7 protein-coding genes and 1 pseudogene are annotated in these 10,311 nt (G+C 60.6%); 1 reads left to right on the top strand and 7 read right to left on the bottom strand.

Translation table 11 applies throughout. From position 1 onward, the window contains the following. Positions 1-195: 195 nt before the first annotated feature. The 5 genes and pseudogenes from Q7V03_RS10570 to Q7V03_RS10590 all read right to left on the bottom strand — a co-directional run bounded on the left by Q7V03_RS10570 (position 196) and on the right by Q7V03_RS10590 (position 5,793). Positions 196-1,235 (bottom strand): annotated as a pseudogene (locus tag Q7V03_RS10570) (IS5 family transposase). A gap of 230 nt (positions 1,236-1,465) precedes the next feature. Continuing rightward, a complete protein-coding gene (gene sucD / locus Q7V03_RS10575; protein WP_304925565.1) occupies positions 1,466-2,371 on the bottom strand; it encodes a succinate--CoA ligase subunit alpha in 906 nt (301 codons plus the stop codon). Positions 2,372-2,380: 9 nt separating this feature from the next. Continuing rightward, on the bottom strand, positions 2,381-3,562 hold the full coding sequence (locus Q7V03_RS10580; protein WP_304925566.1) for a malate--CoA ligase subunit beta: 1,182 nt from the start codon (positions 3,560-3,562) through the stop codon (positions 2,381-2,383). Positions 3,563-3,646: 84 nt separating this feature from the next. Next, positions 3,647-4,585 carry a CoA ester lyase gene (locus Q7V03_RS10585; protein WP_304925567.1) on the bottom strand — a complete coding sequence of 313 codons (939 nt, stop codon included), beginning with the start codon at positions 4,583-4,585 and terminating at the stop codon, positions 3,647-3,649. Between the two features lie 14 nt (positions 4,586-4,599). Beyond that, positions 4,600-5,793, bottom strand: coding sequence for an aminotransferase class V-fold PLP-dependent enzyme (locus Q7V03_RS10590; RefSeq protein WP_304925568.1), 1,194 nt, complete (start codon positions 5,791-5,793; stop codon positions 4,600-4,602). Between the two features lie 145 nt (positions 5,794-5,938). Between Q7V03_RS10590 and Q7V03_RS10595 the strand changes: the two genes are divergently transcribed. Beyond that, positions 5,939-7,336, top strand: coding sequence for a short-chain fatty acyl-CoA regulator family protein (locus Q7V03_RS10595; protein ID WP_304925569.1), 1,398 nt, complete (start codon positions 5,939-5,941; stop codon positions 7,334-7,336). 20 nt (positions 7,337-7,356) lie between these two features. Here the strand turns inward: Q7V03_RS10595 and Q7V03_RS10600 are convergent, their stop codons facing one another. Both Q7V03_RS10600 and Q7V03_RS10605 read right to left on the bottom strand, forming a co-directional pair. Further along, complete coding sequence (locus Q7V03_RS10600; RefSeq protein WP_304925570.1) at positions 7,357-8,565, bottom strand: MFS transporter; 1,209 nt, start codon at positions 8,563-8,565, stop codon at positions 7,357-7,359. 293 nt (positions 8,566-8,858) lie between these two features. Continuing rightward, positions 8,859-10,271, bottom strand: coding sequence for an FAD-binding oxidoreductase (locus Q7V03_RS10605; RefSeq protein WP_304925571.1), 1,413 nt, complete (start codon positions 10,269-10,271; stop codon positions 8,859-8,861). Between the last annotated feature and the right edge of the window lie 40 nt (positions 10,272-10,311).

Consider the following 10,311-nt stretch of genomic DNA (forward strand, 5'->3'; position numbering starts at 1 on the left):
CGCACGCGAGTCCTTCGTCTTGCCCGCAGCCGCACGAAGCTCCGTCGCCGTCAATTCCCGCCGCGTGATCGCAATCCCTGCCATACCTGCCCCCTGTCCTTAACGCTGCATTGATTCAGACTTCGCGTGGCTTGGGAATCCCAAGAGAGTCAGGCCAAAAGGCCGTTGGTATGACGCGCGCTTTCTCCTCTGGGGTCAGGCGACGCGAACGATCTTGGCCATTCCGAGGGCCGAGAATCGGTTCATTAGTGCGTTGCGGATCTGGATTTCGGCCGTTTGGCGGTCGGCGTCTCGGGCGGTTATGCGCTCGCCGAAAGCATAAAGCCCCGCATCCTTTGCTCGGCAATGGGTTTCCTGCATACCATAAAAGGGTTCGCCTCGATCCGGCTTCGGACATGGTATCGGGTCCAGCGCTTCCAGAACGTCCTGCCATAGGCCGGGTGGCACGCAGGGTTTCGTCGCGCGCGCATGCTGCCGGACAGTCCTGTTTCCACATAGTCCTGTTTCCACGGCCGCCGTTCTTGCGGATCGGTATGATCGCGGTTGCCTGGCGGTCGATGCTGGCTCTGCTGGTGGGTGTCATCGGCACCCTCCGCGGTCACGGTGCCGATCTCTTCGGCCTCTGGGATCTGATCGCGCCGCTCTGGTAAGAGAGGACTGTCGCTCTGGTAAGAGAGGACTCTCGCTATCGTGGCTGGGGGTAAACTCCACGGCCCGGATGTCAGATGTGGCCGTGTCCATCGCCAGATGTCGCCTGCGCCTCCACCTCGGCGATTGCGGGCAATCGCCTGCCGGGCAGCGATTGGCGGCGGCCATGAACGCCATGCTTGCGCGCCTGCCACGCGCCATCGCCGAGGACCGTGGTCTCGTGCTGTCCACGTGCAGGTTCAGGGGGCCATCAGCGAGCCGGTAGGGCATCTGGACCGCTAGTGTTTTCTGGTGTCGGCACAGGCTGGTATCGTCGGGCACCGCCCAGTTCAGACCCGCCATCTTCAGCAGGCTGGCCACCATCCCGGTCGTTTGCCGCAGGGGCAGCTTGAACAGGACCTTGATGGTCAGGCAGAACTGGATCGTCGCATCCCAGAACACCACAGGACGACCGGCTTGTCCTCAGGCGACGCGCGCCAGATCATCTCTTTGTCCAGCCAGATCTGCAGCGAACCGCGCTTGCACAGCAATGCCGTGTCGCTGGACCCTTTCGTCGTGCACCCGCGGGCGGGGGTCGGCATGCTCATGAACGCCGTCTGACCGCAAGGATTCACGATGTGAATCCTTGGCACGCCGAGATGTGCAGCAATGCCGGTGCAATCAGCAAGTCGGCCAAGGTCTCAGCTTGCAAACACCCCTTTATGGCACCGAGCTGCGCGATCTACACGGTTTGGGTTTTTATCGCGGCTCTGCCTCGAAAGTGGGTTCGCGCAGCGCGCGTGGTGGTAACTTTCGATGCTTGTGAAGCTGAACCGCTTTAAGCGACTGCCTCCATCAAGCGTGAGGCCAGCAGCCGTGCCATCGTCTCGCCCATGCTCGAAGGGTTCGGCGCAACAGTGATGCCCGCGGCTTCCAGCAAGACCACCTTTTCCTGCGCGCTTTCGCCAAAGGCACTGACAATCGCCCCGGCATGGCCCATCTTGCGGCCTTTGGGTGCCGACAATCCGGCGATATAAGCGACCACGGGTTTTTTCATATGATCACGGGCATAGATCGCAGCCTCTGCCTCTTGCGGGCCACCGATTTCGCCAATCATCATCACGGCGTCGGTGTCCGGATCGGATTCGAACAGCGCCAGAATATCGCGGAAACTCGATCCATTGATTGGATCACCTCCGATGCCGACGCTGGTGGACACCCCAAGCCCAAGCTCTTTCAATTGGCTCGCTGCCTCATAGCCCAATGTGCCAGACCGCCCGATGATGCCAATCCGTCCGGCCAAATAGATATGCGGCGGCATGATGCCCATGAAGCCTTTACCCGGCGAGATAACCCCTGCGCAATTCGGCCCAATCAGCCGCAGTTTGCGCTCTGCCGGATAGCGGCGCAAAAAGCGTTTCAGCTTCATCATATCTTGGCTGGGGATGCCGTCGGTCACACAAACCGCCGTTTTGATCCCCGCATCTGCCGCCTCCATGATCGCATCGGCAGCGAAGGGGGGGGGCACGAACACCAAGGACGCTTCCGCCCCGGTGGCTTCAACCGCCTCGCGCACGGTGTTGAACAACGGCAGGCCCAGATGGGTTTCGCCGCCCCTGCCGGGGGTGACGCCACCAACAACGTTGGTGCCGTATTTGATCATGTCGGCAGCATGAAAGCTGCCGATGCGGCCCGACATGCCTTGCACGATCACGCGGGTTTGCTCGGTTATGAGAATGGCCATGGTGTCCTCCTATGCGGCTTGGCGGGGGCGGGAAGTCGATGCCGTGACGGCAGCAGCGGCAGCCTCGGCCAAAGTATCAGCAGAGATCAGCGGCAGGCCGGAGGCCGCAATGATCGCGCGCCCCTCATCGACATTGGTGCCTGCCAGACGCACCACCACCGGAATGGTCAACCCGACCTCGCGGTAGGCTTGCACCACCCCTTCTGCCACCCAATCGCAGCGATTTATGCCCGCGAAGATGTTGACCAAGATCACCGAGACATTGCCATCCGCCAGCACGGTTCGAAACGCCCGCACAACGCGTTCTGGGCTGGCGCCGCCGCCGATATCGAGGAAATTGGCAGGCTCACCTCCCGCCAGCTTGATCATATCCATCGTCGCCATGGCGAGGCCCGCGCCGTTGATGATGCAACCAATATCGCCATCAAGGCCGACATAAGACAGCCCATGATCGCCCGCGGTGCTTTCACGCGGGTCTTCTTGGCTGCGATCCCGCAGCTCGGCAATCTCTGGCCTGCGAAACAACGCATTGGTGTCAAATGACATTTTCGCATCCAGCGCCACCAGATCGCCGGTGCCGGTGATCACCAGCGGGTTGATTTCCACCATCACCGCATCCAGATCGCGGTAGGCACGGTAGCACGCGCGCAAGGTCGCAACCATCTGCGCCACTTGCCCGCCCTTCAAGCCAAGCTTAAACGCCAGCTCCCGCGCCTGAAATTCAGATAGCCCCACCGCCGGGTCAATGGTCATCCGGCGCAAGCTGTTCGGATCGCTTTCCGCCAAATCTTCAATCTCAATGCCGCCATGCGCCGAAGCCACGATCATGATGCGTTCAGATTGTCGATCCAGCACGAACCCCAGGTAGAGTTCCTGCGCAATCTCTGACGCGGCCTCCACCCAAACGCGGTAAACCCCCTTGCCCTTGGCATCGGTTTGCTTGGTCACCAACTGCTTGCCGAATAAAGTTCCGGCGAAAGCCTGCACCTCATCCGGTGTGCGACACAGTTTAACCCCGCCCGCAGCTCCGCGCCCGCCGGAATGGATTTGAGCCTTGACCACCCAAGCTTTACCGCCCAACTCCCGCGCCCTATACCCGGCCTGCTCTGGGCTATAGGCCAGCCCCCCGCGCGGCACGGGAACGCCGAAACGCGCCAAAATTTCTTTGGCCTGATATTCGTGAATGTCCATGTTTTCCTCCCAGATATGCTCATCGCGTCCTGCGGGCGCTTTTCGCAGCGCAGAGGGACCGCAGGGACCGATAAGCGATTGGTTTCAGCGCGCCGCTATCGCGTCGGCAAGCACCAGCACGTTCATTGCCATTTTCTCAGACGCCGCATCAATCATGCGGCCATCCAAAGATGCAGCGCCCTTGCCCATCGCGGCCGCCTTCTTCAATTCCTCAATGATCCGCCGGGCACGGCTGACTTCGGTATCCGGTGGCGAGAACACCTCATTCGCCAAGGCCACTTGGCTGGGATGGATCGCCCATTTGCCCTCGCAGCCCAAAGCCGCTGCTCGACGCGCGCCGTCCTTGTAACCGTCAGGATCGCTGAAATCGCCAAACGGCCCGTCAATCGCGCGCAGACCGTAAGCCCGGCAAGCCACCACCATCCGACTGATCGAAGCGTGCCACTGGTCACCCGGATAATGCGGGTTCAAACCGCCAATGTTGGTTGTGCGCGCCCGCATCGAGGCCGCGAAATCCGCGACGCCAAAGTGCAAGGCCTCCAGCCGCCCGCCAAACTGCGCAATGGCTTCGACATTCGCCATCCCGAGGGCGGTTTCAATCAGCGCTTCAAGGCCAACGCGGTTGGTCCAACCCTTGGCCTGCTCAATCTGATTGACCATTGCTTCGACCATATACAGATCGCCGGTCACGCCCACCTTGGGCACCAACAGGGTATGCACGCGACTTCCGGCTTGCTCCATCACGTCGACCACATCGCGGTACATGTAGTGGGTGTCGAGGCCGTTGATCCGCACCGAAACCGTCTTGCCTTTGCCCGCCCAATCAATGTCATTTAACGCCTGAATCGCATTTTTGCGCGCCTGTTCTTTCTCGGAAGGTGCAATCGCATCCTCCAGATCAAGGAAAACGTAATCGGCGGGGCCTTCGGCGGCCTTGTCGATCATGGTGGGGTTAGAGGCCGGAACCGCCAGTTCCGAACGTTGCAACCGCTGTTTGCGAAGTGGGTGAAGCGTGTGGCTCATGGAAATTCTCCGATTTATTCTGCTGCAAGATGAAGGGATTGCGCGGCTTTGGCATAGACGGCCTGCGCGGCGGCCACGCCCGAGCCATAGGTCAGATTGACGCCCGTCTCGACCAACGCGAGTTCGGCCAAGGCAATCGCGGTCAGACAAGACCCCTCATTCAGATCGCCGATATGACCGATGCGGAACACTTTGCCCGCCAGCGGCCCAAGGCCCGAGCCGAACGAGGCGTTGTAGCGGTCATAGCCAATGCGGATCACTTCGCGGGCATCGACACTGTCCGGGGTACGGATCGCGGTGACGGTGTCAGAGGCCAGCGAGGGATGCTCGGCGCAGGTTTGCAGGCCCCAAGCGCTGACAGCGGCGCGCACACCTGTAGCAAGTCGGTGATGACGCGCGGTGATGTTTTCAAGACCTTCTTCCAGCATACGATCCAGCGCTTTGCGCAAGCCATGCAGCAGTTGCGTCGGCGGGGTGTAGGGGAAATAGCCACCCGCATTGTGCTTCAACTGATCGGCGAAATCGAAATAGCAGCGTCGCCCAGTCGCGGTTTTTGAAGCGGCTAAAGCCTTCTGGCTTACTCCCAAAATCCCCAAACCGGCGGGCATCATAAAGCCCTTCTGGCTGCCGGTGACCGCCAAATCGACGCCCCAATCGTCCATCCGAAATTCTAGACAGCCAATCGAAGATACGCCATCGACGAACAACAGCGCATCATGCATGGCCTCGTCCAAAGCCCGGCGCAGCGCCGCCACCGAAGACGTAACCCCCGTCGCAGTTTCGTTATGGGTGATGAACACCGCCTTGATCGCACCGCGCTTATCCGCCCCCAAACGCCGGGCAAATTCGCTGACCGGAGCGCCTGCACCCCAAGGCAGGTCGATCACCTCAACTTCCAGCCCCAGTCTTTGCGCCATATCCACCCAGAGGGTCGAAAACTGGCCATGCCGCGCCATCAACACCCGGTCGCCGGGAGAAAGCGTATTGGTGATCGCCGCCTCCCAAGCTCCGGTGCCAGAGCCGGAGAACAGCAACACCTCTCCGCTCGTGGTGCGGAAAATCTTTTTCAGATCGCTGAACAGGCTTAAATTACCCGCGCCAAAATCATGGGCGCGCTGATCCTGCATCGCCACGTTCATGGCTTGCCGCACGACTTCCGGCACGTTGGTCGGGCCGGGAATGAAAAGATGATTGATGCCAGTACGCATGTGTCCTCCGCAGTTGTTAACCTGTGATTGCACCGCTGCAAAAATGTGCAAAATGAAAATTGGTTGTGCTGTGAATGCGAAAGTTTACAAACCTACAACTCTGTAATATTGTAAAACTGACAAATCTTGGATTGTGTGCGACTGTATGCAGAAGACCTTCATCGGCCCGCATTTAAGGCGTTTACGGCTGGAACGCTCGGAAACCCAAGCCGCGATGGCGCGGGCTTTGGGCATCTCGACATCTTACGTCAACCTATTGGAAAATAACGAAAGATCTGTATCAGTCGCGATCTTGCTGCGTCTGTTCGATATCTATGGCGTCGACTGGCGAGACATCGCGGAAGAAGACAGCACCAGCCAGTTGGCCGACTTGCGCGCGGTGACGGGCGACCCTTTGTTTACAGAAATCCGACCAGAAATCGCTCAAATCCGCGCGGCGATTGTGCATGCGCCTGCAGTGGTTCATGCCTTCCTGACGCTGTATCGCGCCTATCAATCTGTCGGCGATCAACTCATGTCGCTGTCGCAAAATGACACTGCGCAGACCACGGCCTCACCTGAGGCGGCGGTCCACGACGTGTTTCGCCGCAACCGCAATCATTTTGCAACCCTTGAAACGGCGGCCGAAGCGTTCTGGGGCAGCGCTGCCGTGCTGCGTGATGACATCTATACCGCCCTCAAACAGCGCCTTGCCCAAAAGCTGCGCGTAACAGTGCGGCTGGTCCGCGTCGAAGACCTCCCCGGCGCGCTTAGGCAATATGACGAGACGCGGCGTGAAATCCTGCTCTCGGAAGCGCTCGATCACCCGAACCGTATCTTCCAACTTGTTCATATGCTCGGCCTGCTTGAACAGCGTCCGCTCATCGACGCGCTGGTGCAGAAATCCGGCATCACCGATCCGCGCGGCACCGCCCGGCTGCGGGTAGAGCTGGCAAATTACTTCGCCGCCGCCGTGCTGATGCCCTACGCCAGCTTCCTGCAAGAAGCCCGCGCCGCGAAATATGATTTCGACCACCTCGCCACCCGCTTTGGCGTCAGTTTCGAGCAAGCCTGCCACCGCGCCACCACCCTGCAGCGCGAAGGTGCTATGGGCGTGCCGTTCTTTTTCCTGCGCATCGACAAGGGCGGCAATGTCTCAAAACGCTTCAACGCCACCGATTTTCATCTGGCCGAGTACGGCGGCGCTTGTCCGCGTCTGGATGTGCACACCAGCTTTCGCACGCCGGGGCGGATCATGGCGCAATTCGTCGAAATGCCGGATCGCAGCCAGTTTTTTGTGTTCGCCCGCACCGTAGATCGACCGACATGGGAGCGTCACAGCCAAGACAACCGCCTCGCCGTGGCGATGGGCTGCGCGGTGCAATACGCCCCCGAGATTGCCTATGCTGAGACCTTCAACATGGCGCATGCAACGATCACCCAGATCGGCATCAACTGCCGGATTTGCCCACGCGCGCATTGCGATCAACGCGCGCATCACGCGGCGATCTTGACCCAGCCGATTGACGCGCATCGTCGCGGGGCAACACGCTATGATGGTTAGAGGCTGCCGAACTGGGATGGTTAACTGTGCCGCACAGGCATGATGTAATGACGATCAACCCAAAGCAGCCCCGCGCCGCCGATCAGCGCCATCGCACTGCCGATGATGGCGACGGTTTCATAGCCGCCAAGGCTGGTGCCAATTGCGAAAGCCGCAGCGCCCAGCACATCCGACACCAGCTTTTGCAGCGCCAGCATCGCGCCTGCCGTGCCGGGGCGGGCGTGCATCAAATCCTGATAATAGCTGATCGGCAGGCTGATGATCGCTGTGCCGCCAATGCCAGCCACCAGCGGCATAACCCAGATCCAAGCCGAGTCGCACAGCAGCGGCAGTGCCAGCAAATGCAGCGTGTAAACCGCGCCTCCCACCGCCAGCAAGCTTGCACGGCGGAACCTGCCCGCGACTCGCGACAGCAGCAACAGGCACGGCACCTCCCAGCCCGCGACAAGCCCAACATACAGCGCCACATCCGAGGCATCGCGGACGTGTGATTCCTCAAACACCAGCGAAATCAGCACCATATACAGGATGCCCGTGGCACTGATCGCCCCCAACAGCAGCAGGCGCAACAAGATACTCGGATGGGCGATTTCCTTGACCGCTTGGGCAAAATTTAATCCAGAACGCTGATCTGCCCATTCTGTCGCCCCATCCCGCGGCCAGTTAAAATAGACCAGCGCCACCAGACCAAAGCTCGCCATCCCCGCGCTCAGATAAATCGCCATCACGTCGATTTTGGCGGCGAAGCCAAAGGTCCAGAACACCAACATCGCCAGAAAACTGATCGACATCGCCGAGCGCAACGCCGCCTGCACCGTGTCGCGGCTGTGACTGGCGGGTGTGGCAAGGCGGGCGAGCGCAAACAACTGGCCATAAAGGCTGGAAGCAATGGGCAGCAAAATGCCATGACACAGGATCAGGCTGAGTTTCCCCGGTAAGCCAAGCATCAGCGACAGGCCAAGCAAACTCGCAAGTGCCGCGACCAAAGCAATCCGCCGCCGATGGCCGCGCTGATCCCCCAGAATCCCAAACAGCACCGAAGCGGTGACGGCAGTGATCGAGGCCAACACCAGAACCAGCGCAAACTCGGGCTTGCTCAGACCAATCCGTTCAATCGCAATCAGCGATTGGTAGGGATAAACCGAGGCATTGTGTGCCCCCAACAACAACATCGCCAGAAAGATCAGGCGGAGCGCGGGTTGGCGAAAGATCAGGGCAAGGGCGGACAAGGCGGGCTTTCCGAACACAACGTGCTACCGCTAGTGGGGCAGGGCGGGGAAGTCCAGATCACGCGGCACGAAACCAAACCGGGGTGCCATCTTGGGCCGCATCGAGCGGCCACGGCAGTCGGCGGTCGGGGGCTAAACCTTGGCATCCCGAAATGCAGCCCTATTACATTGCTCTTTTCAAAATACTCCCGCCGGAGGCTCCGCATGTTCCGCAGCACACCGCTTCAATCCCATCCCCCGGCAGCGCCGCCGAGCGGCCCCTCGATGGGGTCCGAGGTGGCCCCTGTTTCAGGTCAAGCCGCAGGAATAACCTTCCCCGGATTCATCCGCCCCTCCGGATCCAGTGCCGCCTTGACGCTGCGCATAACCTCCAGTGCCACTGGGTCTTTCCGCCGCCGCATCGAGGCCAACTTTGAGAGTCCCACCCCATGCTCGGCCGAGAAACTGCCGCCCAAAGCCTGCACCTCATCCTCCACCGCTTCGACCACGCGGTCATACAAAGCCGCAGAATCGTCCGAACCGAACACCGTGAAATGGATATTGCCATCGCCCAGATGCGCCACCGAAAGCGTCTCGGCACCGGGGTCAAGATCGGGCAACCGCGCATGGATACGCTCAAAGAACACAGCCACCGCATCGACCGGAAGGCAAATATCGGTGTCGATCGCGGGCTGCCGCGCCACGGTGATCTCTGCCGCCAATTCGCGCCGCTGCCACATTGCCCGGCGTTGTGCCTCAGACGCCGCAATCTCGGCGTCTAAAATCATCCCGTCGCCCAGCATCTCAGCCAGCACCGCCTCCAGCATCGCAGCTAGCGGCAAAACCCCGTCCGCACCCGTCAAAGCATCCGCCGGACGCGTGCTGCCCAATTCCACCAGAATGTTCACCTCGTGCCGGGGGCTGAACGGCTGGCGAATGTCCGGCCGCGCCTCGGCCAACCTGCGCATATAGGTTTCCGGCATATATTCAAAGGCTTCCACCAAGCCGCCCGAGACCACCTGCAAGCGATTGAGCAGTGCCAAAGCATCCGGCAAAGATCGTGCCGACAGCGTGGCAGTGGCATAGGCGCGCGGTCGCGGCACCAGCTTCATCACTGCCGCCGTGATCACCCCCAACGTGCCTTCCGCCCCGATGAACAGGTGTTTCAGGTCATAGCCGGAATTATCCTTGTGCAACTGGCTCATCAGGTTCAGCACACGGCCATCCGGCAACACCACCTCCAACCCCAAGCACAATGCCCGCGTCGAGCCATAGCGCAGCACGTTCGACCCGCCCGCATTGGTCGAAAGCACGCCGCCGATCATCGCGGATCCGCGCGCGCCAAACCACAGCGGAAAATACAGCCCGTCGGCCTCGGCGGCGTCATGCAGACGGTCCAGCACCACCCCGGCCTCGACCACGGCAATCCGCGCGCCAGCTTTGATTTCACGGATCCTGTTCAACCGCTCTACCGATAGCATCAAACCGCCGTTGGTCATCGCACCGCCAACCAACCCGGTGCGCCCGGATACCGGCACCACCGCCACGCCATGACGCGCCGCGATTTGCATCACCAAGACCACTTCAGCGGTCGATCCAGGGCGCACCGCTGCCACCGGATCAGAGGTGTAATGCGTCGTCCAATCGGAACGATAGCGCTCCAGATCAACACCCGTGATCACATGGGCCGTCCCAAGCGCTGCGGAAAGATCGGACAGAAGGGTCATGCAAAGCTCCGACAATTTCGGCGCAGTTTGCCCGAAGCGA

Origin of the sequence: Cypionkella sp., assembly GCF_030652235.1 — a bacterium.
GTDB lineage: Bacteria > Pseudomonadota > Alphaproteobacteria > Rhodobacterales > Rhodobacteraceae > Cypionkella.